Source organism: Allobosea sp. 2RAB26 (assembly GCF_052115465.1).
GTDB lineage: Bacteria > Pseudomonadota > Alphaproteobacteria > Rhizobiales > Beijerinckiaceae > Allobosea.
Genome location: NZ_JBFRGS010000022.1, coordinates 20,283 through 42,951, shown reverse-complemented (window position 1 = coordinate 42,951; position 22,669 = coordinate 20,283). Strand labels below are relative to the sequence as shown.

Annotated in this window: 22 protein-coding genes and 1 tRNA gene; 14 read left to right on the top strand and 9 right to left on the bottom strand. The window is 65.3% G+C overall.

The features are described 5' to 3' along the window. Positions 1-154 precede the first annotated feature (154 nt). A complete protein-coding gene (locus AB4118_RS29260) occupies positions 155-424 on the top strand; it encodes a hypothetical protein (protein WP_441493062.1) in 270 nt (89 codons plus the stop codon). A gap of 197 nt (positions 425-621) precedes the next feature. On the opposite strand, the gene AB4118_RS29255 is transcribed toward AB4118_RS29260, so the two are convergent. Next, the gene (locus tag AB4118_RS29255) at positions 622-1,311 is read right to left on the bottom strand and encodes a hypothetical protein (RefSeq protein WP_441493061.1); all 690 of its coding nucleotides are present in this window, start codon (positions 1,309-1,311) and stop codon (positions 622-624) included. Positions 1,312-1,718: 407 nt separating this feature from the next. Then, positions 1,719-2,348, bottom strand: a complete 630-nt coding sequence (locus tag AB4118_RS29250; protein WP_441493060.1) for a 2OG-Fe(II) oxygenase — start codon at positions 2,346-2,348, stop codon at positions 1,719-1,721. Positions 2,349-2,783: 435 nt separating this feature from the next. On the opposite strand from AB4118_RS29250, the gene AB4118_RS29245 reads away from it, so the two are divergent. The 4 genes from AB4118_RS29245 to AB4118_RS29230 are packed head-to-tail and all read left to right on the top strand — an operon-like array spanning position 2,784 to position 5,464. After that, the gene (locus tag AB4118_RS29245) at positions 2,784-3,740 is read left to right on the top strand and encodes a metallophosphoesterase family protein (protein WP_441493059.1); all 957 of its coding nucleotides are present in this window, start codon (positions 2,784-2,786) and stop codon (positions 3,738-3,740) included. Between the two features lie 37 nt (positions 3,741-3,777). Next, complete coding sequence (locus AB4118_RS29240) at positions 3,778-4,113, top strand: cupredoxin domain-containing protein (protein ID WP_441493058.1); 336 nt, start codon at positions 3,778-3,780, stop codon at positions 4,111-4,113. 39 nt (positions 4,114-4,152) lie between these two features. Further along, the gene (locus AB4118_RS29235) at positions 4,153-4,692 is read left to right on the top strand and encodes a sigma-70 family RNA polymerase sigma factor (RefSeq protein WP_441493057.1); all 540 of its coding nucleotides are present in this window, start codon (positions 4,153-4,155) and stop codon (positions 4,690-4,692) included. After that, positions 4,679-5,464 carry an anti-sigma factor family protein gene (locus AB4118_RS29230; RefSeq protein ID WP_441493056.1) on the top strand — a complete coding sequence of 262 codons (786 nt, stop codon included), beginning with the start codon at positions 4,679-4,681 and terminating at the stop codon, positions 5,462-5,464. The genes AB4118_RS29235 and AB4118_RS29230 overlap by 14 nt, the downstream gene beginning before the upstream one ends. Before the next feature lie 89 nt (positions 5,465-5,553). On the opposite strand, the gene AB4118_RS29225 is transcribed toward AB4118_RS29230, so the two are convergent. Next, a complete protein-coding gene (locus tag AB4118_RS29225) occupies positions 5,554-6,015 on the bottom strand; it encodes a hypothetical protein (RefSeq protein WP_441493055.1) in 462 nt (153 codons plus the stop codon). Between the two features lie 242 nt (positions 6,016-6,257). Here AB4118_RS29225 and AB4118_RS29220 point away from each other — a divergent pair, with 242 nt between their 5' ends. After that, positions 6,258-6,533, top strand: coding sequence for a PilZ domain-containing protein (locus tag AB4118_RS29220; protein WP_441493054.1), 276 nt, complete (start codon positions 6,258-6,260; stop codon positions 6,531-6,533). Between the two features lie 92 nt (positions 6,534-6,625). After that, entirely contained in the window at positions 6,626-6,856 is a 231-nt protein-coding gene (locus AB4118_RS29215) for a hypothetical protein (RefSeq protein WP_441480806.1), read from the top strand. A 76-nt stretch (positions 6,857-6,932) separates the two neighbouring features. Here AB4118_RS29215 and AB4118_RS29210 read toward each other — a convergent pair whose 3' ends face one another. Together AB4118_RS29210 and AB4118_RS29205 are read right to left on the bottom strand one after the other, a co-directional pair. Next, entirely contained in the window at positions 6,933-8,078 is a 1,146-nt protein-coding gene (locus tag AB4118_RS29210) for a helix-turn-helix domain-containing protein (protein WP_441493053.1), read from the bottom strand. Further along, entirely contained in the window at positions 8,075-8,356 is a 282-nt protein-coding gene (locus AB4118_RS29205; RefSeq protein WP_441493052.1) for a hypothetical protein, read from the bottom strand. Before AB4118_RS29205 ends, AB4118_RS29210 begins: the two co-directional genes overlap by 4 nt. Before the next feature lie 105 nt (positions 8,357-8,461). Between AB4118_RS29205 and AB4118_RS29200 the strand changes: the two genes are divergently transcribed. Beyond that, entirely contained in the window at positions 8,462-9,442 is a 981-nt protein-coding gene (locus AB4118_RS29200; protein ID WP_441493051.1) for a glycerophosphodiester phosphodiesterase family protein, read from the top strand. A 62-nt stretch (positions 9,443-9,504) separates the two neighbouring features. Here AB4118_RS29200 and AB4118_RS29195 read toward each other — a convergent pair whose 3' ends face one another. Continuing rightward, complete coding sequence (locus AB4118_RS29195; RefSeq protein WP_441493050.1) at positions 9,505-9,909, bottom strand: hypothetical protein; 405 nt, start codon at positions 9,907-9,909, stop codon at positions 9,505-9,507. Between the two features lie 92 nt (positions 9,910-10,001). Between AB4118_RS29195 and AB4118_RS29190 the strand changes: the two genes are divergently transcribed. Then, positions 10,002-10,092: transfer RNA gene (locus AB4118_RS29190), tRNA-Ser, on the top strand. Positions 10,093-10,205: 113 nt separating this feature from the next. Here the strand turns inward: AB4118_RS29190 and AB4118_RS29185 are convergent. The 3 genes from AB4118_RS29185 to AB4118_RS29175 form a co-directional block, all read right to left on the bottom strand. Further along, positions 10,206-10,823 (bottom strand): hypothetical protein, encoded by a 618-nt coding sequence (locus AB4118_RS29185; RefSeq protein ID WP_441493049.1) that lies wholly within the window; start codon positions 10,821-10,823, stop codon positions 10,206-10,208. 278 nt (positions 10,824-11,101) lie between these two features. Then, positions 11,102-14,287 carry an efflux RND transporter permease subunit gene (locus AB4118_RS29180; protein ID WP_441493048.1) on the bottom strand — a complete coding sequence of 1,062 codons (3,186 nt, stop codon included), beginning with the start codon at positions 14,285-14,287 and terminating at the stop codon, positions 11,102-11,104. Positions 14,288-14,292: 5 nt separating this feature from the next. After that, entirely contained in the window at positions 14,293-15,399 is a 1,107-nt protein-coding gene (locus AB4118_RS29175) for an efflux RND transporter periplasmic adaptor subunit (protein ID WP_441493047.1), read from the bottom strand. 765 nt (positions 15,400-16,164) lie between these two features. On the opposite strand from AB4118_RS29175, the gene AB4118_RS29170 reads away from it, so the two are divergent. From AB4118_RS29170 to AB4118_RS29150, 5 genes are all read left to right on the top strand, one after another. Beyond that, positions 16,165-17,802, top strand: coding sequence for a methyl-accepting chemotaxis protein (locus tag AB4118_RS29170; RefSeq protein WP_441493046.1), 1,638 nt, complete (start codon positions 16,165-16,167; stop codon positions 17,800-17,802). 129 nt (positions 17,803-17,931) lie between these two features. Continuing rightward, positions 17,932-18,396 (top strand): chemotaxis protein CheW, encoded by a 465-nt coding sequence (locus tag AB4118_RS29165; RefSeq protein ID WP_441493045.1) that lies wholly within the window; start codon positions 17,932-17,934, stop codon positions 18,394-18,396. Positions 18,397-18,407: 11 nt separating this feature from the next. Then, a complete protein-coding gene (locus tag AB4118_RS29160; protein ID WP_441493044.1) occupies positions 18,408-19,661 on the top strand; it encodes a CheR family methyltransferase in 1,254 nt (417 codons plus the stop codon). Next, entirely contained in the window at positions 19,661-20,365 is a 705-nt protein-coding gene (locus AB4118_RS29155) for a chemotaxis protein CheW (protein WP_441493043.1), read from the top strand. The genes AB4118_RS29160 and AB4118_RS29155 overlap by 1 nt, the downstream gene beginning before the upstream one ends. Next, positions 20,362-22,647: a hybrid sensor histidine kinase/response regulator gene (locus AB4118_RS29150; RefSeq protein ID WP_441493042.1), complete on the top strand. Its 2,286-nt coding sequence runs from the start codon at positions 20,362-20,364 to the stop codon at positions 22,645-22,647. The genes AB4118_RS29155 and AB4118_RS29150 overlap by 4 nt, the downstream gene beginning before the upstream one ends. Positions 22,648-22,669 lie beyond the last annotated feature (22 nt).

The following is a 22,669-nucleotide window of genomic DNA, read 5'->3' as shown; positions in this document are numbered from 1 at the left end:
GTCCATCTTCTCGACGACGGTGAACGGGACCTATCGGGCCTGAAGACGCTCTTCGCATGGGCTGTAGCAAACCACTGCGTCCTCACGAACCCTACCCTCGGAGTGACAGTTGCCTCGGGTGGACCCCAAGCCTCCAATGCGGAATTCTCGGCGCATGGCTCGAATCATTGCCGCCACGTTGTTCTTTCTCGCGGCTCTCGGGATCGCCCAAGTGGCTCTCGCTGCCGGTGCCTGCCGCCCCACGCGCGACGGCAAGGATCGCATTGAGCTCACAGGTGGCTGCCCAAGCGGCTACTACGTGCGGGGCGCGTGCTGTGAATCCTTCAATGCCATCTCTCCACAGGCACAGCCGAATGCCAGCAGCGCGAAGACCTGCCCGGCCGGCACCGTGTTAAAGCTTGGAGTCTGTGTCGCTGGCCAGTGATCGGACTGGAGGGGTAGCGCGGAGCGGACTTTGCAGCCTGTTCCCTATCGGGAGGGGCGGGGGCCAGTCTGCCGCGGCACGGGAGTACCCGAGGGGGCATGGCAGAATACGCGCGCCTGCGGAGTTCGTCTCCGGCGGTTGTGGAGCCCGTTCGTGGCGGACACCGGCCCAATCACCCAGCTCGCGAAATTGCCGCTTCAGTGTCGCGGCTCGCCACCACCCTTCAGCTCCACCTCAAATCGCAGGAGTTGGTCGAATAACGGCCCCTTCCGGACGTCATCGTCGAGCCCGCCATCGGGCCACTTCTCCGATCTTCGGCTCTCGAGTAGTCCGAGCCATGACAGCGGCCGGAGCACCCGCGTCGTCAGGGCGAACTCGGGAAAGTCGGGAGCGATCGGGTCCCCGATGGTCTCCATGATCGTACAGGCCGGCATCAGGTCCTTCGCATGGGACCAGCCATGCGCCGTCACCGACAGGCCCCACAGGATCACACCCATGTGGTGCTGGGGCCAGAACTCCAGGGGGTTCCGGTCGAAGTCCTGGAGGTTCACTTTCCAGAATGTCGCTTCGAACAGCGCGGCGAGCAGCGCGGGGGCGGCCTCGGGCGCCAGCATGGACTTGCCTGCATTGCTCGCCTTCAGGACCCCCGAGCGTTTCCGCAGGAGCCGGGCCGCCTGCAGCACGATCCGTGTGAACAGGACCCCGTAGGCATCGTGCTCGTTGATGACCTTGTTCGTCGCCAGAGTGGTGGCCCTGTCGTATCCCGGCCACTCCGTCCGGTCGAAGACATGCCGGACATCGGCCCGCTTCAGGGCTCCCGCAGGGGTGAGGACCAGTCCGCCCTTCTCCACGGCAAGCGCCAGCAGGAGCCTCGCGGCGATGACCATGGGAGCCTGAAGGGCGGCCTCGACGGAGACGCTATCGGGCGTGAGGCGGACAGCCTGCGGGACCCTGCCGGGAGGTTCAAGGAGCGCCTTGAGGGAGGCCGGCTGAATAAGGGCCCAAGCGGGGGGAAGGTCTGTCACGGGGAGAGCGTAGGCGGGCCGGAGCGATTGCTCAACACTGCGTTTCGCGGGAGGTATGGGCCTCGGCGGTGACACAGGGCCGGCGACGCAAAGTCATCCCTGATGGCCTATCGACGCCGTGATTTAGTTGCGATTTTTGCGCCGAACGCCCTGTCGAGCCAAGGGGCGCGGGGCTCTTGGTCCCGGGTTTCGGTCCGCCGGCGCAATGGCCCGCGGCAGGCCGGCGCGAAACCTTCGCCGGTCTGCCGAGCGGGCCATCGACCTGGAATCTACCGGCCGAAGATGCTCTTGAAGAACTTCGCGACCGTGTTTCTGCTCTTCTTGCGCTCGAGTTCGGATGCGTCGGTGATCCACGCCGTCTGAACGACACGCCGCTCGCCCGCGAAGGGCTTGTGGCCGTGCCAGGAATTGTCGGAGCGCAGGAAGCCGAAAACGGCACCCATGGTCGGAGGCACCTCGCAGGCGAAGGGCTCGAAATTCGTGCCGTCATAGAGCACGCGCAGCCGGCCTTCCGCATCCGGTGACCAATCGTCATTCAGATAGAGCAGCACGGTCATGACCTTGCTCGGGCCATCGGTGTGAATGCGGCCGTCCTTGGCCTGCGAGAGCTTTCGGACGGTGGTCAGGCGCGGAAAGGCGTGGAGGTCCTTTCCAAAGCGCTGCGAAAGCACCTCGGTGAGGTCCGGGCTCTCCATTTCATCGATCAGCTGTTTAAAGCTTCCCGCCAGCTCGATATCGTCGACGGTCAGATAGCCAGGCTTCGTAATGGCCGGGTAATCCCGACGTATGTCCGGGATGGCCTCAGGCCTGAGAAAGTTCTCACCAAGGAAATGCGGATAAGGTTGCAGTGAGAACGCACTGTCGCGGATCGCATCTGCATTGAGTAGCTTGAGAGCCATAGTCGTGGTCCCTTAGTAAATTACATTCGGTAATTTCGACCGGTGGTAGACATACAAGAGCTGCTGACCGTGCCTGCTCGCGCTGGAGAAGGAGCCAAGGCTTGCAGACAGGAATCGAGCAGCCGAAATCGTATCTTATCCATACATGCGAGCCTTCACGATGCAAAATTGCTTGTCTGGTCCGCGGCGAAACCGTTCGGCGGGCGAGAATTCGCATTGTGTCGGCGCTGCGATTGCCGGAGGCGCGGCCCGCTTTCTGCTTCGATCCGGCTGTCTGGGCGGGCGCGGTCCATCCTCCGCACGCTCATGCCGCGGACCGAGCGTCGCATTGCTGCGCAGCGCCGATGACGAAAATTCGCATGTTCGGGAATAAACGGCGCTGAAGACCTGTCTTCTCAATGAACGCAGCGTGGTTGCGTTCTTGGGAGATCGACCATGACACATCATCGGATCGATACTGAGCGGCCTGCCACCACACGCCGCGAGACGCTCGAATGCATGATCTGGGCCGGAACCGGCGTGCTTTGGACGGTTGCGAGCGGGGTGCCGGTCTCGCTGGGCCTGCTCGGCAGGGCGGAGGCGGCAGAAGCGGTCACCAAGGGGTTCACCTTCCTGCAGATATCCGACAGCCATGTCGGCTTCGACAAGGCTGCGAACCCGCATGCTCTCGACACGCTCACGGAGGCTATCGCCCAGATCGGGGCGCTCCCGGCCAAGCCCGCCTTCATGATCCATACGGGCGACATCACGCATCTCTCCACGGCCGCTCAATTCGATGATGCGGCGCGTGTCATCGGCGGCGCGAGGCTCGACGTTCACTACGTGCCTGGCGAACATGACGTGATCGACGAGGGTAACGGGCAGGCCTATTCGGAGCGGTACGGCAAGGGCAAGCAGGGCGCCGGATGGTATTCCTTCGACGAAGGCGGCGTGCATTTCATCGGCCTGGTCAATGTCGTGAACCTCAAGGCTGGCGGGCTCGGTCAACTCGGGCCGGAGCAGCTGAAATGGCTCGCCGACGATTTGCGCGGCCGCAGCGCCTCGGCTCCCATCGTGGTCTTCGCGCATATCCCGCTCTGGACGGTCTATGCCGATTGGGGCTGGGGCACCGCCGACAGCACGCAGGCGCTTGCGCTGCTCAAGCCCTTCGGGTCCGTCACCATCCTCAACGGCCACATCCACCAGATCATGCAGAAGGTGGAAGGCAATGTGACCTTTCACACTGCAAGGTCCACGGCCTTTCCGCAGCCGGCGCCGGGGACCGCCTCCTCGCCCGGTCCCCTGACCGTCCCGGCTGGCGAGTTGCGCAAGTTCCTCGGCATTACGAGCGTCGCCATTCGCCCGGGCGCAAACGATCTGGCGATCATCGACAGCACGCTCGCGCGCGGCTGAACGAGGGATGGCGTAACCGTGCAATCGGGAGAGCGACATGACTTGCAGGCACAGGCCCCTCTGGGCTGCGGGCGCGATCATCGTCCTGTCGGTCCTCGCCGCATCCCGTCCCGCGGGGGCGGAGGAGGCGCTGGTGAGGATCTCCAACTTCGCTTTCGTTCCGCCGGACCTCACCGTGAAAGCCGGAACGACGGTCACGTTCCGGAACGAGGATGACGAACCGCATCTGGTTGTCGCGGGTGACGGCTCGTTCAGATCCCGCGCGCTCGATACGAAGGACAGTTTCGCGTATGATTTCACCCTGCCGGGGGAGTTTTCGTATTTCTGCAGCCTTCATCCGCATATGCAGGGAAAGATCCGCGTTTCCCGCTGATCGGACCTTGTGGCTGGGTGTCCAGACGGCGAGCCGACAGTGGCAGCAAGCGGCGACCCCGCCGAACGGTTTCGCGAGGTGGTGTTGCCCCATCTTGCGGATGCGCTGGCCTTCGCCCGCTGGCTCACCGGCAGTGCACATGATGCAGAAGACGTCGTCCAGGAGGCTTGCCTTCGCGCCTATGCCGGGATCGGAACCTATGCAGGCGGCAGCGCTCGCGCCTGGCTTCTCGCGATCGTGCGCAATGCCTGTCACACATGGCTCGCCAGGAATCGCGGGCCGATGCTCGTGCCGCTGGACGAGGTCACGGATGCGGATCTCCTGGCTTCTGGCCCATCAGGCGATGACGACGCGGAGGCGGCCATGATCGCCCGCGCCGACGCGGCAGAGATCGAAGCGGCGATTGCAGCGCTGCCCCCGCCGTTCCGCGAGGTTCTCGTGCTGCGCGATATCAATGGGCTGGGCTATCGCGAGATCGCCGATCTGATTTCGGCGCCGATCGGCACCGTCATGTCCCGCCTGTCGCGAGCCCGCACGATCCTGATCCGCCAGCTTGGGGGACGCAATGACCGAGCGTGACGGCCAGCCCATCGATCCAGGCGAAGCGCGGCTGCTTCTGCACGCTCTCGTCGATGGCGAACTCGATGCGGCCAGTGCATCTGCGCTCGAGCGCCGCCTCGCAACCGATCCGCCCCTCGCGGCGGAAAGGGCGCGGATCGTTGCCCTGCGCAGCGCGATGCGGCAGCTGCCCCGGCCGGAGCCCAGTGCCGAGCTGCGCAAGCGTGTCATTGCGATCGGCGCCGATGCATCGGCGCGGCCGGCTCGCCGTTTCGATTGGCGCGCACTGGCCGCAACCGCTCTGATCGCCAGCCTGCTGGCCGGGGGCGGAACCTATTGGGGCGTGTCGAGAGTGGCGCCGGAGGATATGGCGGGCGACATCGCCAGCAGTCACCGCCGGGCCCTCATCGCACCCACTCCGGTCGACATGGCCTCGTCCGATCGACACCAGGTCAAGCCATGGCTTGACGCCAAGATCGGCCTGTCTCCGCCGGCCGACGACTTTGCTCGGGATGGTTTTCCCCTCGTCGGCGCACGCATCGATGTCATCGGCAATCACGTCGCGCCGACCCTCGTCTACCGCCACAATGAGCATCTGATCTCGGTCGTCGCCTTGCCGCGCGCTGTCTCGTCCCAGCCGCCCGCCGGGCCCAGCGGCAGCTCGGCACGGGGGTTTTCACTGGTGACCTGGGAGGATCGCGCCTTCACCTATTGGGCGATCTCCGATCTGGAGCGGGCGGAGCTCGATGCCTTCGTGCGGCTGTTCCAGGCGCGCGCCGCCGAAAAGGGGTGACCACCGGCATCGCTCACCGCTTCCGAGGTGATGGTCCCGAGCTCTTCCGGCGCGTAACCTTGGGCATTCGGCTGGAGCGAGGCACCCGCTCAGCGGGGGCACCAGTCCCAGAAGCCGGTCATGCGCTGGGGCGTGGTGTAGTACCAGCAATAGCCCGCGCGCGGCGCCGGGCCGGCGAGCGAGACAGCCGCTGCCCCGGCGATGAAGCCGAGCGCCGCCCCCGCTGCAACCGCTCCGCCGCGATGCCAGTGACGCCGCGGGTGAACGACGGTCACAGGCCCCGGGCGATGATGCCGGACCTGCGGGCTCGGCCGATGGACATGCGACGGGCGCTTATACGGACGGTGCTGCGGCCGGCTGACATGCGCCCCGTTGCCGGGCCGTTGGGCGCTGGAATGGTGGCCCCTGCGGACAGTCTGCCCCGATATCTGCGGCGAGCTGGAGGAGCGGACCTGCGCTTCGGCCGTGCCCAGGCTGGGCAGGGGCGCCACGACGCTCGCTAGGAGGGCGAAGAGCATGAGAAGCGATTTCAGCTTGAGAGAATGGCGCATGATCTCTTCTCCTCCACGGCAATCGCTCACGCCCATCGAGCCATGGCGCTCCGGTGGCTTCGCGTCGCCGCCCATCCATGCTGGCCTGTCATGTGGAAGTCGATCAACTCATTGTGGGTTGGCGGCCCGGATGGTCCGGCAAGCTTGCCCGGACTCTTCGCGGGCTGTACGTCATCGGTTAACGTGCCGGGCGCAGGTTCCAGATAGACTTGAACCGATCGATCGTGGCGGGGATTTGCGAATTGCCGGGTCAGACTGAAGAGCGCCGCCACCACCGCAAGAAGGTTGTGCAGGAAGCGCGAATCCGTCTTCCCGGCCAGAACAATGAGATTCCCTGCATTATCCGCGATGTCTCGGTGTCCGGCGTCAAGCTGCGCGTGCCGATGGGGTTCGAGGCGCCAGACGTCTTCAGGCTGATCGCTCCGGCCCTGCACATCAACAGCTGCGTGCGGATTGCCTGGCGCAGCCAGCACTCGATCGGCGCGACCTTCATCCCGGATGCCGAGCGCCCCGACTGAACGCTGCGGCAGGCGGAGGCCCTGGGTCGGAATTCGTCATCTTGCCGCGGGTCGGGTTCGATGCTGAGTTTCGCGGGTGCCGGAGGTGCCCGATGCCGTTCAGCTCCCTTCCCGAACTCCTCGAACTCGCAACAGCGCGCGAGGCCTTTGAGATCGCCTGGGCTCATATCGAGCCGTCACTCTGTTTCCAGGCCGCCAGCAGCGAGAGCATGAGGCTGTGGCTGGGCCATATCGTTGCCGGGCTGTCGAGTGCGCAGCCGGATGTCGATATCGTGCCCCTGGCGGTCGAGCAGTTCCTGGCGACGGTGCCGATCTCCCACTAAGCCGGCCTGATCCTCGCGCTGGGCCGCCTTGGTGCCAGGGCGGAGGAGCGCCGTTGCTTGTTGAGGTCAGCCGATTTCACGGCCCGGTCAGTGGCTCGGCCTGGGCGAACTGAGCGGCAGACGCCGTGATCAGCCCGTCATCCGCCATGCGTCCAAGCACCCAGTCGCGCCGCTCCTTGGCGCGACCGCGGTTGTCGGCGATGTCGAGCCGGTAGGTGTTCGGCGCCTTGGGCAGGGCGGCCAGATAGGCGGCTTCCGCGACGCTGAGATCGGCCGGGCTCTTGCCGAAATACTGGGCCGAGGCCGCCGCGATGCCATAGGCGTAGCCGCCGAAATAGATCTGGTTCAAGTAGAGCTCGAGGATCCGGTCCTTGCTCAGAGCGTCCTCGATCCGGCTCGCCAGGACGATCTCCTTCACCTTGCGGGCGAGCGAGGGCGGCTGGCCCGGCAGCAGCAGGTTCTTGGCGAGTTGCTGGGTGATGGTTGCGGCGCCTGCCGGCGTCCGGCTCTCGCCGAGACTTGCGAGGTTCTGGGCTGAGGCCCGCAGGATGGCCGGCAGGCTGTAGCCGCCATGGCGGTAGTAGTCCTGGTCCTCCGCCGCGAGGAAGGCCTTCAGCACATGGGGCGGGATGATCGCGAGCGGCACCGGCCGGCGATACGCCGTCAGGCCGCCGTCCCGGCCGTAGCGCTCGAGATCGGGCGGTACATAGCCTGCGATCTCGGCCGTGCTCGGCAGGTCCCTGCCATGAGCCCAGAACAGGCCGCCGATCGCCGATGCGCTCAGGCCCGCGAGGAGGCCGAGCAGGGCTGCGCCGCGCAGCGCGGTGCGCTTGATGCTGCCCGCCACCGCATAGGGCACCGAGAGCGGCTCGCGCGCCACGCCCCAGGCTTCGCAGAGCTTGGCGATCATCTCGGCCGAGAGATGCCGCCGCCGGTTCAGGACTTCCGAGGCGCGCGAGCGCGAGCCGAGGAGCTCGGCGAGCTCGGCTTGCGTCCGCCCCTGCGCCCGCATCGCGAGCGTCAGATAGGCGATGGGATCCGGCGACGCGATCGGATGGGTCTTGCGCTCGTAATCGGCGACCAGCAGGCACAGAACCTCGAGCCGGTCGGCAGAATCGGAGCCGGGCTCCGCGGCAAACAGCCGGTCGATCTCGGCCAGCGCCGCGTGATGATCCGCTTCGCTCCTGATCGGCCTGACAGGAAGGGTTTCGCGCTCCCTCACCTTGCGTCCTCCTCGTTGAGGGCGGTGACCGCGGTGATGCGGATCACGCCCAGCTCGAAATTGACCCTGAAGGCCACGCTGCAGCCGACATGCGGCAAGGCAAGCGCAACCGCGTCCGCGCTCACGAAGCGGGCAACGGCGCCGCAATCGCGCGCAAGCTCGTCGCGCGCCCGCCAGCTCGCCTGCCGCAGCAGCGCATTCAGGGCGCGCAGAGCAGAGCCAGCCTGTGCGTGAGCCTCGCCATACTCGGCCAGGGCCGAGGCTCCGATGACGATCATGCTGGTGCGATCATAATGTTCCCATGATTGGGAGCAATCGCTCTCATGCTCCCGTTCTCGGGAACATTGATAGGCGCTCGCGCCCGCAGTTCAAAGGATGAAGTGATGCGCCGTCTCCCACGCCTAGCGCTCGCCGCGCTCTTTCTCCTCACGCTCTTCATCCTGATCAGCAACAGCAGTCTCCTGGCCTCCCGGCCGCAGGGCAGGCCGACCTTGCTCGCCCATCGCGGCATCACCCAGCTCTACGACAAGACCGACCTTCGCTCCGATGCCTGCAGCGCCGCGCGCATGCTGCCGCCGCGCCATGATTTCATTGAGAACACGCTGCCATCCATGCGGGCAGCTTTTGAGGCCGGTGCCGACATCGTCGAGCTCGACGTGCACCCGACCACCGACGGCCAGTTCGCGGTCTTCCACGACTGGACCCTGGAATGCCGGACGAACGGGGAGGGTGTCACGCGGGAGCACGCGATGGCGCAGCTGAAGGCGCTCGATGTCGGCTATGGCTACACCGCCGATGGTGGCAGGACCCACCCGCTGCGCGGCAAGGGCATCGGCATGATGCCGACGCTCGACGAGGTATTTGCAGCCTTTCCCGAGCGCCGCTTCGCGATCAATGTGAAGAGCCGGGATAGGAGCGAGGGCGAGAAGCTCGCTGCGGTCCTGGGGGCATTGCCGTCTGAGGCCCGTGCGCGCCTGGTCGTCTATGGCGGCGACGAGCCGGTCGAGACGCTGCGGCGCCTCCGACCGGATATCCCGGCCATGTCCAGGAGTACGCAGATCGGCTGCCTGACACGCTATGTCGCCTATGGCTGGACCGGCGTGATGCCCGAGATCTGCCGGCGAACGATCGTCCTCGTGCCGATCAACATCGCGCCATGGCTCTGGGGCTGGCCAAACCGCTTCCTCAACCGTTTCGACAGCGCCGGCACCCAGGTCTTCGCGCTCGGCCCCTATCAGGGCGGCGGTTTTTCGACGGGCCTGGATACGCCCGACGACTTGTCCCGTGTGCCCGCGGGCTATTCAGGCGGCATCTGGACCGACGAGATCGCCGTGATTGGCTGGGCAGTGAAGCCGACGCGCTGACGACGTGTCCTTAGATGCATCGGCTTTCCCGAAAACCGCAATCCACTATTCGGGCCGATGCTTCAGCGGCGCCGGCAGAGGGCCGCCTCATGCGCAGTCGCGCGGCGAAGGATCTTCGTCGCCGTGATTCGCACCGGCGGTCCGTTCTCCACCGTGCCGGAAAGGACGAGACGCCCGGAATAGAGGCCATTGGCGAGATCACGCCGCGCCGCATCCGCTGGCGGCAGAGCAGACAGGTCCGGATCGGTCTTCGCATAGCGCCGGCCCGACGGGACGAGAACGACATCCTTCGAGGGGCAGGGCGCCTGCACACAGCGCAAACCATTGTCGCAAGCCACGAACAGCGCCTGGGCTGCTGCCGGGTGCGGCATCGCGGCGGCAACCAGGACGACGAACCCGACGCCGAGACAGCGCAGGCGGCTTCCTTTGTGCCAGGGCAAGACGATCACTTTCAGGGCAGCGTGCATCGGCGATATCCTCCGCCCGACGAAGATGGCTGATAATCTTTCACACTGATGGCTTGTCAAAGCGCCGGGCAATCGGGCATAGAGCCGGTAACGGAGACGTGGCCGAGAGGCTGAAGGCACTCGTTTGCTAAATGAGCATACCCCACAAGGGTATCGAGGGTTCGAATCCCTCCGTCTCCGCCATTACCCCCTAAGCCTCTGATCGTCCTTAAAGAGTGTTGTTCCCACTGCCTCTTGGAGGCTTGGCTTGATCGCTTTGCCCTGAGCGGACGGTGCCGTTGGTAACGGCCGCAGCTTCAGTGGCTGTTCTCGGTCAACAGAAGGATGACGGGGTCGTTGAAATACAACGCCTGAGTGAAGCCAGCCCGATCGAACAGATCGTCCAAATTTGGTGCGTTCTCGGCAATCCGGTCCAAATTTTCCTGCGTGGCGTCGATCGGGTAAACGCTCTCTGTCAGATGCCGCCATGAGCTTTCGCAATCGAGATCGAGTGCGCTGAGACCGTTCACATATCGCACTATGCGCGACGCCGGAAGTTCATCGCGGATCATCCAGCCATTTTCAGCAGCATAGTGCTCTTCAGCGATTTTATTGAGCCCAGAACGAATGTCGTTCTTCGGATTTAATACAGTTGCTATAATGCATAGATGATCATGATAATGGCCGCCTGCTTGGTGATGGAGCGCTATCCACTCATAGTTCGGGCTGAGAACCGGAACAGCTTTTGTAAATGCGAGCACGGGAACTACCTGAAGCCCTTCTCCAGTGCCGCGTTGGGCGGCGTTTGGTCGCCAAATCGACCCAAATAAACAACTGCTTTCGGAATAGATGTTCGTAGGCAGGCATTCCGACGGCCACGGTAAAGGACGGCTCCCCTCCCGATAAGGGGCCAACATTTCCTCGGTGACGATCATCGAAGGGGCTCCGCGACTGCCGACCTCGGATTTGTGCGTTCCACATCCGCTTGGGTCAAGGTGGGTCACATGCCTCGTTTGGGTTTATGCCAGCGGGGCACTATTCCGGGCACGCGCGGAGATCGCAGCGTGCATGACCCAGGCAATGGCGATGCACGGCGTGGCGTGGCGGGCTAGGCATGGATGATACGCATCGTAATCGCGTACTCTCCCGGACCGTCGCCTGCCGGCGAGGGCACCTCCGCGATCACCCGAGCCATTCTCCCTCGCCGCAGATCCTACTCGGCAGGACTATGTGGCTTGGCCGCCGCCTCGCCGCCCTGCGGCACAGCCTCCGCCATAGGCTTCGGCCGCGTCGAGGGGCGCAGGCGTTCCCGCATCGACTGGAAGAAGACGTAGAGCGGCGGGATCACGAAGATTCCGAGCAGCGAGGCGAAGATCATGCCGCCGAAGACCGGCGTGCCGACATTGCGCCGGGCGAGCTGCGAGGCGCCGGTGGCGATGACGAGCGGCAGCAGCCCGAGGATGAAGGCAAACGAGGTCATCATCACCGGCCGGAAGCGCAGCCGGGCGCCTTCTGCCGCGGCCTCGAGCAGGGGAACCCCGCTCTCGCGCTGCTCCTTGGCGAACTCGACGATCAGGATGCCGTTCTTCGCGGCAAGGCCGATCAGCACGATCATGCCGATCTGGGCATAGACATCGAGTGTCAGGTGCCCGAGCACCATGAAGGCGAAGGAGCCGAGAATGCCGATCGAGACCGAAAGCAGCACGGGCACCGGAATCGTCCAGCTCTCATAGAGCGCGACGAGGAAGAGGAAGGCGAAGAGCACGGCAAAGGCGAGGATGATAGGCGTCTTGCCCTCGGCCCGCTTCTCCTGAAAGGCGGTATCGGTCCATTCCCCGGCATAGCCTGCGGGCAGCACGCGCGTCGCGACCTCCTGCATGGCGTTGAGCGCCTCTCCCGAGGAAACGCCGGGCGCCGGGCCGCCCTGGATCGTGACGGCCCGCAGGTTGTTGTAGCGGATCAGCGCGGGAGGACCGACGACGACGTGGATCTCCAGGAGGCTGCGCAGCGGCACCATCTTGCCGTCCGCGCTGCGGACATTGATCCGGTAGATGTCGTCGATCGAGGCGCGATCGACCGCCTCGGCCTGGAGCTGCACCTGCCAGGTCCGGCCGAACAGGTTCATGTCGTTGGCATAATAGCCGCCGAGCGAGGCCTGCAGCGCCTGGAACACGTCCTGGAGCTTGACGCCGAGAATCTGGACCTTGTTGCGGTCGATATCGAGATAGATCGAGGGTGTCGTCGCCGAGAAGGTGCTGAACACCCGCGATAGTCGCGGGTCCTGGTTGGCGGCAATGGTCAGGCCACGGACCACCTGTGCCAGGGTTTTGGGGTCGCCGCCGCGCAGATCCTCCAGCACATAGGTGAAGCCGCCGCCGGTTCCCAGGCCGATGATTGGCGGGGGCGCGAGCGGCACCACGGTGCCGCCCTGGACCTGCGCGAATTTCGGCGCCAGCCGGCGCATGATGGCGGGCACGCCGAGATCGGCCCCCTGTCGCTCGCTGAACGGCTTGAGGGTCACGACCATGAAGGCGGAGTTCGCCTGCGAGTAATTGTCGATGAAGTTGAGGCCGACGACGGAGGTGTAGTCGGCGACCGTAGCCTCGCCCTTGAGGATCTCCTCGGCTTGCTGGACCACGGCCGAGGTGCGCCCGACCGCAGCGCCGTCCGGCAACTGGACCACGACGAAGAAGGCGCCCTGGTCATCCTCGGGCAGGAAGCCGGTGGGGGTGAATTTCGAGAGGCCGCCAATGCCCACCGCCGCGATGGCGACGAGGACGAGGCCCATCACGGAGAAGCGGACGATGCGCGCGACCACCGCGCCATAGCCGTCGCGGACCCGGTCGATGCTGCGCATCACATAGCCCATCAGGCCGCGCCTTGGGCCGTGATGGCGCTTGAGCAGGACGCCGCACAGCGCCGGCGAGAGCGTGAGCGCGTTGATCGCCGACAGCACCATGGCGACGACGACCGTCACCGCGAACTGGCGAAACAGTTCGCCGGCAATGCCGGGAATGAAGGCGACGGGAACGAAGACGGAGAGCAGGACGAGCGTGATCGCGATGATCGGCGCGGTGATTTCCCGCATGGCGACCTTCGTGGCCTCGCCCGGCGTGAGCTCCGGCCGCTCCTCCATCACGCGTTCGACATTCTCGACCACGACGATCGCGTCATCGACGACGATGCCGATGGCGAGCACGACGGCCAGCAGCGAAACCGAGTTCGCGGAGTAGCCGATGGCGTTGAGGACGATGAACGCGCCGATCAGGCTGACGGGCACCGCGAGCGTCGGGATGAGCGTCGCGCGGAAACTGCCCAGGAACAGATAGACGACGATGACGACGAGCACGAAGGCCTCGACGAGCGTCTTCTTGACCTCGTCGATGGTTGCGGTGATGAAGGCCGTCGGATCGTAGGTCACCTTCCATTCCAGGTCTTCGGGAAAGCTCTTGGCGAGCTCCCTGATCTGGGCGCGGACGGCATCGAGCGTGGTGATCGCGTTGGCGCCGGGCGCCTGGTAGAGCGCGATCACGGCTGCCGGGCTGCCGCCGAGGCGGGTGTCGCGGTCGAGATTATTGGCCCCGAGCTCCAGTCGCGCGACGTCGCCGAGCCGCAGCACCGAACCATCCGGGTTCGTGCGCAGGATGATGTTGGAGAATTCCTCGGTGGTGGCCAGCCGTCCCTTGGTCTGGATGCTGAGCTGAAGCTGCTGGTCGTCGGAGATCGGCCGTCCGCCGATCCGGCCGACGGCGGCCTGCACGTTCTGCGACTGGATGGCGGCGATGAGGTCGCCGGTCGTCAGGTTGAGTCCGGTCAGTTCGTCGAGCTTGATCCAGGCGCGCATCGCATAATCCTGCGCGCCCCACAGCGCTGCATCGCCGACGCCCTGCGTGCTCTTGATCCGGTCGAGCATGTTGATGGTGACATAATTTGACAGGAAGAGCGGATCATAGGTGCGCTTCGGCGAATAGACGGCGAGCACGCCGAGAAGGGCCGAGGACTTCTTCTTGACCGTGACGCCCTGGCGCTGGACATCCTGCGGCAGCTTCGACAGGGCGATCTGAACGCGGTTGTTGACGTTGACCGCGTTGATATCGGGATCGGTGCCGAGCTCGAACGAGGCGAGCAGCGTGTAGCTGCCGTCGTTGCCGCTGACGCTCTTCATGTACATCATCTTGTCGACGCCCACGACCTGGGCCTCGATCGGCTGCGCGACCGTCGCGTCGACGACCTGGGACGATGCGCCGGGATAGACCGTCGTCACCGAGACCTGCGGCGGCACGATGTCGGGGTATTGCGCGACCGGAATCGCCAGCAGCGAGAGCAGGCCGGCGATCGTGGTGACGATGGCGATGACGATGGCGAGGCGGGGCCGATCAACGAAGATCGCGGAGATCATGGGCTTCAGCTTCCCTTGATCATCGCCGGCACCGGGCGTGCCCGGACGGGTGCCCCTGGCCTGACGGCCTGCAGACCCTCGACGATGATCTGCTCGCCGCCGGCCAGGCCTTCGGACACGACGGCATTGGGGCCGTCCTCGCCGCCGAGCTTCAGCCGCTTGACGACGGCCTTGCCGTCCACGACCGCAAAGACATAGACGCCGGCCTGGTCGGCGATCAGGGCTGCCTGCGGCACCACGATCATCTGCTGCGGATCGCCGACCTCCAGGGCGACGCGCACCAGCTGCCCGTCGGTCAGAGCGCCGGTCGGATTGGGCATCCTCGCCCGGACGAGCACGGTGTCGGTGCCACGATCGACCGAGTTGTTGACAAAATCGATCTGCCCGAGCTGGTCGTAGAGAGTGCCGTCGGAGAAGCGGAGCTGCACCTTGACCGCCTTGGGATCAACATGCTTGCCCGTTTCGGCGCTCTTGAGGAATTCGCGCTGGCTGACCGGGAAGGTCACATACATCGGATCCTGGCTGATGATCGTCGTCAGCACGCCGCTGTCGGGGCCGACCACATTGCCCTTCGTGACATTGGTCAGGCCTATCTTGCCGGAAATCGGCGCCGTGATGGAGGTGTAGCCGAGATTGACTTTCGCCGTGGCGAGATCGGCCTGGTTGGTCATGATCGCGCCGGCGGTCTGCTGTTTCTGGGCAACGGCCTGATCGCGCGCCACGACGGTGCCGGCGGCCTTGGCCAGCAGGTCCTGGGCACGTTCGAGCTGGATCGCGGCCAGGGCGTCGGCCGACTTGCTGATCTCGAGCGCGCCCTCCGCCTTCTCGACCGCTGCCTGGAAGAGGTCGCGCTCGACCCGGTAGAGCGGGGCGCCGGCCTTGACCATGTCGCCTTCCTTGAAGAGCACCTCCTCAAGATAGCCGGTGACCCGGGCCCTGATGTCGACCTTGTCGATTCCCGAGACGCGGCCGACGAAACCGAGAGACTTGGAAATCGGTTTGCGTTCTGCGTTGATGGTGCCGACCTGAACGGCGGCAGGCTCGCCTGTCTGTGCGAGGGCCGGCCCGGCAACGGCGCAGGCGACAGCCGCCACATATGCAATCCGCCACATCGACGCCTCCCTGCCAGCCGTGGTGAACACTTCCCGGGCCGCTCTATGGCGCAGCGGGTCTAGGTTTCGCCGATCTCGTCAGTGACCGTGTGATGCCGATCGAGCGTGACATCCCCGATCTTGATCGCTGCCCCGGCGGGGCCAGGCGTGATCGGCGTCGCGCAGACCGGGATGAGAGCGCGCCTGTTGCCCTTTGGCTTCGGCCCGATGACCTGACAGCTGGCCGAAGGGCGACATCGCCCCTCGAAGAACTCTCGCAGACGCCGTCATCCAGTGACCTCATCGCAAAGGGGATGCTCGATAGGTCCTGACAGTCGTTCCAAACGCTTCTGCCTAGAACTTTGATACTGTAACACCCGCAGTGCGATACAGTAAGTCGGCGCGGTCGGCCTATGGTTCGTCACCACACCGAGATCGGTATGTGCCGCTAGGGCAAACCGATGACGGCTCGTCGAAGGCAGGCAACCTCTCAGGCGTTGCTTCGGCTCCGGGTCCGGTGACGATACGGCATCGGACGGAAGCGGCGGGCAGGCTCGCCAGCCAAGCGCGGCGCCAACCGTCATCGGCGCCGTCTTCGACTCGCCTTTGGGCCATCGATCTAGCGCTTTCTTAAGAGCTCTTCAGGCAGCGTCTGCAGTTCACCGGAGAGCAAGCACCTTCAGGGTAGCCTGTCACGACAGTTGATTCGGCCTCCTCGCCAGAGAGCGGCGGCCGGTCGAACCGACGCTGCTCCTCGATGCGTGTCTGGACGATGGAACGAACCTGATGAAGAGCCTGACGATACGCCGCCGCATTCTCGTGAGTTTTGCTGCGGTCCTGGCGGTGATGTCGGCGATGGCCGCCATCTCCTATCTCTGGTTCGTTCAGACAGAGCGCGAAGCGGCCAGGGTCGAAACCAACACGGTGCCGGCTCTCTATTTCAGCACCCGGCTGATGACGACATGGACGGAGGCCAGCAGCCTCCTGCGCGAATTCGTGCTCGAGGACGTGGCCGCGGACAAGGCCAGGATTGCCGACGCCATGCTCGCCAATCGCGATCAGCTGCGCGGCCTGCTGAAGTCCTATGAAGGCACGCTCGACTCCGAGCAGGATCGCCAGAACTATGCCCTGGTCAAACAGCTTTTCGACCAGGTCCTTCCGGCCGAAGACGCGATCGTGGCCGCAGGCAAACAGGCTGCGGCCGGCGGTCAGGCTCTTGACCAGCGCGGCGCAGTCCGGAGCGAGTTCGAGCCGATTGCTGCCAAGCTGCGGACAAGCCTGCAGGCGATGGTCGAGTACAACAAGTCGGAGGCCGATGAATCGACCCAGCGCATCGTCTCGATCGTGCGTACGGCGGAGTTGGGCCTGGCCGTCAGTTTCCTGGTCGCGCTCGCGCTCGCGGCGCTGTGCGGCTACCTGCTGTTTCGCGCCATCACCGTGCCGCTCGGAAAGCTGCTCGGCATCGTCGATCTCATGCGCCGCGGAGATTTCAGCGCGCGGCTCGAGCTCCAGCGTCGCGATGAGTTCAGCACGCTGGCCGACGGCGTCAACGCCATGGCCGACGATCTCGCCGGCCTGATCGGCCAGGTTCAGAAATCCAGCATCCAGGTCAACACCTCGATCACCGAAGTCGCTGCGACCTCGAAGGAGCAGCAGGCGACGGCCAGCGAGATCGCCGCGACGACGACGGAAATCGGCGCGACCGCCAAGGAAATCTCCGCGACCTCGAACGAGCTCGTGCGCACCATGGACGAGGTCTCTGTGGTCGCCGAGCAGACTGCGGTGCTTGCCGGAGGCGGGCAGGCCGGGTTGTCGCGCATGGAAACGACGATGCGCCACGTCATGGAGGCGGCCGGCGCGATCAATGCCAAGCTCGCGATCCTCAGCGAGAAGGCGGGCAACATCAATCAGGTCGTCACCACCATCACCAAGGTCGCCGACCAGACCAACCTGCTTTCGCTGAATGCCGCGATCGAGGCGGAAAAGGCCGGTCAGTACGGCCGGGGGTTTGCGGTCGTGGCGACGGAGATCCGCCGCCTCGCCGACCAGACAGCGGTGTCGACCTACGACATCGAGCAAATGGTCAAGGACATCCAGTCGGCCGTCGCAGCCGGCGTGATGGGCATGGACAAGTTCTCCGAGGAGGTGCGCCGCGGCATGCAGGAGGTGCAGCAGGTCGGCGGGCAGCTGTCGGAGATCATCGAACAGGTGCAGGGGCTGGTGCCGCGCTTCGAGGTGGCAAACGAGGGCATGCAGGCGCAGGCAACCGGTGCCGGCCAGATCAGCGAAGCCCTGTCGCAGCTCAGCGAAGCCGCCCAGCAGACGGTCGAGTCGCTGCAGCAATCCACGCTCGCGATCGACGAACTGAACCAGGTCTCGAGCGGGCTGCGCAGCAGCATCTCGCGTTTCAAACTTCGCGCGTAGAGCATCGGCCCGAAAAGTGGATACCGGTTTTCGTAAAAGCGGATGCAAAGACAAAGTGCGACAGCATCAGACTGGATTTGATATCCGGTCTGATGCTGTCGCAGGAGCAGGCGAGCCGAGCCCCGTCCGATGCTGTTTCTGATGTTCCGCCTGGGTCAGGACCGCTATCTGCTCGATGCCGGGCAGGTCGAAATGGTCTTGCCCCTGCTCACCGTGAAAGCCCTGCCGGCTGCGCCGGTCGGCGTCGTCGGAGCCATCAACTACCGGGGCGCACCAGTGCCCTTGATCGATCTCAGCCTGCTCGCGCTCGGGCGCGCTGCTGCGCCCCTGCTGAGCACGCGGATCATCCTCGTGCGCTATCCGGTCGGTGCAGGCGAGCACGCCTTGCTTGGTCTCGTCGCCGAGCGGGCGATCGAGACCGTCGAGCGCGATCCGGCGGATTTCGTGGCTACGGGTGTCGAGGCTGGAATGCCTCCCTATCTCGGCCCGGTCGCTTCCGACGACAGGGGGCTGATCCAGAGGATCCGGGCGGAAGCCCTGCTATCCCCGGCGATCCGTGAGATCTTGTTCCAGCAGCCCGCGACGCATTCCTGATGGACAGGGCCATGGGCACAGGGGCGTTCGAACAGCTTCTCAGGGAGATGATCGGGCTCAGCAGCGAGACGGTCGGCGCCTCGGTAATTCGTCATGCGCTCAAGCGACGGATGACCGCTTGCGAGATGCCGGACCTCCACACCTATTGGAGTTATCTCAGCGAGAACCGCACCGAGCGTCAGGAGCTGATCGATGCGGTCGTCGTGCCGGAGACCTGGTTCTTCCGGGATCGCGAGGCCTTCGCGGCGATGACGCGCCAGGCTCGCGAAAGCCGGGGTTCGGGCGCGCCGCTCAGACTTCTGAGCCTGCCATGCTCGACGGGCGAGGAGCCCTATTCCATGGCGATGGCGTTGTTCGACGCGGGCTTCGAGGCAAGGGAATTCAGCATCGACGCCGTCGATGTGAGCACGCGCAATCTCGTCTATGCCGAACGTGCCGTCTACGGGCGCAACTCCTTCCGTGGCGAGGAACTCGGCTATCGCGACCGGCATTTCGATGCGGTCGAAGGCGGCTTCCGCCCGCATGAGCGCGTCCGCCGGCAGGTTTGCTTCACGCTCGGCAACCTTTTCGGGCCGGTCCCGCAGCCGAGGCCTGAACCTTACGACGTCATCTTCTGCCGCAACCTGCTGATCTATTTCGATCGCGAGACGCAGGGGCTGGCACTGGACCGGCTCAGGCAGATGCTCGCGGACAAGGGCCTGTTGCTGGTGGGGCCGGCCGAATCCGGATTGCCGACCTTGCATGGCTTCGCTTCGGTGCGCTTCCCCAGGGCCTTCGCCTTCATCAAGGCAAGCGCTGTGCAGCAAGAGCCGGCAGCGGCTCCCGTACGGAGGTCGCGTCCGACGCCACTGCCCGCACAAGCGCCACGGCGTATCGCGCCGCCTCCGCGCGTGCGCCCCTTCGCGCAGAAGACCGCGCCAGGAGAGGCAGCTTCGCCGGCGCCCGACCCGGCAGCCAAGAGCCTTGCCACCATCGAGCACGCCGCCAATGCCGGCCGCCTCGGTGAGGTCAAGCGCGCCGCTGCGAGCCATCTCGAGGAATTCGGGCCGTCACCGGAGGTCTTCTACCTGCTTGGCCTCGCCCATGATGCGGATGATGCGCCGTCGGACGCGATCCAGAATTACCGGAAGGCACTGTATCTTGCGCCCGACCATCGTCAGGCGCTCGTCCAGCTCAAGCTCCTGCTGCAGCGGCAAGGCGACAAGGCCGGAGCCAAGGCGCTGACCGACCGGCTCGACCGGATTGCGAAGAGGAGTGACGTCTGATGTCCGTCACGGCTGGCATGCAAGCGACGGAGCAGGGACAGGGCATCAATGAGTGCTGGCGCCAGATCGGTGTCAGCGGGGACAGGTCCTGTCCGGAATTGCGGGAGCATCTGCATTGTCGGAACTGCCCGACCCATGCGGAGATCGCACGCAGTCTGCTCGATCGCCCCTTGCCTGCGGGCTATTCCGAGGAATGGGCACAGCATTTCGCGAGAGCTGCAGAACGCCCCGAGGCCGAGGGTGGGGCTCGCAGCGTCGTTCTCTTTCGTCTGGGAGAGGAATGGCTCGGTCTCCCGACGACGACCTGTCACGAGATCGCGGAACCGCGCCGCATCCATTCGCTGCCCCATCGCCGGACCGGCGCAGTGCTGGGGATCGTCAATGTCCGGGGCGAACTGCTGATCTGCATGTCGCTGCCGGAGCTCCTCGGCATCAACACGGGCGGGCAGAGTTCAGGCGGTGGCAAGATCGCCGTGTTTCGCCGTCTGATCGTGATTGGCAGGGATGAGAGGCGCGTCGCCTTCGAGGTCGACGAGGTGCACGGTATGCATTCCTATGGGGAGCGCGACCTGATCGCGGTGCCGGCAACGATCGGCAAATCGGCCTCGACCGTCATCCTGGCCATGCTGTCCTGGCACGGGCGCACGGTCGGCTGCCTCGATGAGGCGCCGCTGCTCGCCATGATCGACCGGAGTATCGCATGAGCGGCGAGGATTTCAGCCAGCTCTCGATGCTGGACCTGTTTCGTGCCGAACTCGACTCGCAGTCGCAGGCGCTGACCGCGGGCCTGCTGGCGCTTGAGCGCGATCCTGTCGCGGCCGTTCATCTCGAAGCCTGCATGCGCGCCGCCCATTCGCTCAAGGGCGCGGCCCGGATCATCGATCTGACGCCTGCGGTGCAGGTGGCGCATGAGATGGAGGAGTGCTTCGTTGCTGCCCAGCGCGGGCAGGTCAGGCTCAATCACGCCCATATCGATGCGCTTCTGAAGGGCGTCGATCTGCTGGCCGCGATCGCCACTGAGCCGGGACCTGGCGAAGAGGAGATCCAGCGCAGAATCGCAGGCTTCGCGCAGGCGCTTCAGCAGCCTGGCTCCTCGGCTTCGGGGCCGGACGTGAATGACGAGCTCCCTGCGGCGGCTCCGGAGAGAGATCATTCCAGCGAAGCTCCGCCCGCTCGAGCCCAGGAGCCGGCTGCCGGATCCGCGCCGGCGCTATCCCAGACGCCGGGAAGCCCGGGGTCGGACCGCATGGTGCGCGTCACGGCAGAAAGCCTGAACCGGCTGCTCGGGCTCGCGGGCGAGTCCCTGATGTCGGCCCGGCGCCTCAGACCGTTCAACGATGGGCTCTTGCGCCTCAGGCGCGTCCAGACCGATCTTGCCAAGAGCTTTGACGCGCTGCGCGCCGCGATGCCGGCGGTGACGACGGATGTCAGGGCCCTGCAGGCGCTCGCCGAGGCTCAGCTCAAGCTCGGGGAAAGCCAGGCTATTCTGGCGCAGCGCCTCGACGAGCTCGATGCCGTCGACCGGCGCGCCACCGATCTCGCCAATCGGCTCTATGACGAGACGCTCGCCAGCCGGATGCGCCCCTTCGACGATGGCGTCCGGCATTTTTCGCGGACCGTCCGCGATATCGGGCGAACCCTGGGCAAGAAGGTCCGCCTCGAGATCGTCGGCGGCTCGACGAGCATCGACCGCGACATCCTCGAGGAACTCGATGCCCCGCTCGGGCACCTCCTGCGCAACGCCGTCGATCACGGGCTCGAACCTCCCGAGGAGCGGCGGGCCGCAGGAAAGGCGGAAGAAGGCCTGATCAAGCTCGAGGCCCGGCACAATGCCGGGCTGTTGCAGATCATCGTTGTCGACGATGGCCGCGGGATCGATCTCGACGCGCTGCGCCTTGCGACCAGCAGGCGCGGGCTGACGACGGCCGAGACGGCGCAGAGCCTGAGCGAGGCCGAACTCCTGGAGTTCCTGTTCCTGCCTGGCTTTTCGATGAAGGGTAGCGTCAGTGACATTTCCGGACGCGGCGTTGGCCTCGATGCCGTGCAGGCGATGGCACGCCAGGTCCGGGGGCAGGTGACCGTCTCGTCGGAGCTCGGCGCCGGGACGCGTTTCCAGCTCCAGTTGCCGCTGACGCTCTCGGTGATCCGCGCCCTGCTCGTCGAGATCGATGGCGAACCCTATGCGTTTCCGCTGGCCGGGATCACGCGGACGCTGATGCTGCCGCGGGAGCGGATCGAGATCCTCGAGGGCAGGCCGCATTTCCGCTTCGAGGAGCGGCAGGTCGGACTGGTCACGGCGCATGAGGTCCTGGGGCGTGACGAACCGCAATCGGGTTCGGTCGATCTCGCTGTCGTCGTGATCGGGGAGGGGGGCGGGGCCTATGGGCTGGTCGTCGACCGCTTCCTTGGTGAGCGCGATCTCGTCGTCCGTCCGCTCGATCCACGGCTCGCCAAGGTCAAGGACATCAGCGCTGCGGCCCTGATGGAGGATGGTTCACCCGTCCTGATCCTCGACGTCGATGATCTGATCCGCTCGATGGAAAAGCTCGCCTCGACCGGCAAGCTCAAGACCCTGGAGCGCGTGGTCGCCAGCGTGGGCCAGAAGCGGCGCAAGCGCGTCCTGGTCGTCGACGATTCACTCACCGTGCGCGAACTGGAGCGCAAGCTGCTCGATCATCACGGCTACGAGGTCGAGGTCGCGGTCGACGGCATCGATGGCTGGAACGCCGTCCGATCCGAGCCGTTCGATCTCGTGGTCACCGATATCGACATGCCCCGCATGGACGGCATCGAGCTCGTGACACTGATCAAGAAGGATAGCGGGCTTCGGAGCCTGCCGGTCATGATCGTGTCATACAAGGACCGGGAAGAAGACCGCCGCCGCGGGCTCGACGCCGGTGCGGACTATTATTTGACCAAGGGCAGTTTCCACGACGAGACTTTGATCCATGCCGTTGCCGACCTGATCGGTGAACCATGGGGCTGAGCGGCAGCACGGAGAGAGGTTC